This is a genomic window from Pseudomonas sp. Kh14 (assembly GCF_900291005.1).
GTDB classification, from domain to species: domain Bacteria; phylum Pseudomonadota; class Gammaproteobacteria; order Pseudomonadales; family Pseudomonadaceae; genus Aquipseudomonas; species Aquipseudomonas alloputida.
The window spans coordinates 1-274 of sequence record NZ_OLKJ01000099.1 but is presented as its reverse complement, the minus strand read 5'-3'; the positions used below and the strand labels follow the sequence as shown (position 1 = coordinate 274).

At 49.6% G+C, this 274-nt stretch carries 1 protein-coding gene; it reads right to left on the bottom strand.

Annotated features, from left to right (window positions below):
• On the bottom strand, positions 1-274 hold a 274-nt coding region (locus FQ668_RS27465), incomplete at both ends, for an OmpA family protein (protein ID WP_144180772.1).

The following is a 274-nucleotide window of genomic DNA, read 5'->3' as shown; positions in this document are numbered from 1 at the left end:
GACTTCAATGCTGACTCTTCGGTTGGTAAGTCGAACTCCCGGGCTGTCACCCTCGTAGAGAGGCAGTTCTTCACCAAGTGAGTGTGTTTCGATACGACCAGGAGCTAGGCCAAATATAGTTAGGTAACGCTTAACTTGCTGCGCACGTCCTTTCGCAATCTTTTCATTGTATTCGGTACCTCCGGTAGCATCGGCGTGTCCGGTAACGGAAAGGCGAATGGTAGGATGTTGTTTAAGGATGTTTGCTGCTTCCGCGAGATGACCCATGTATTTG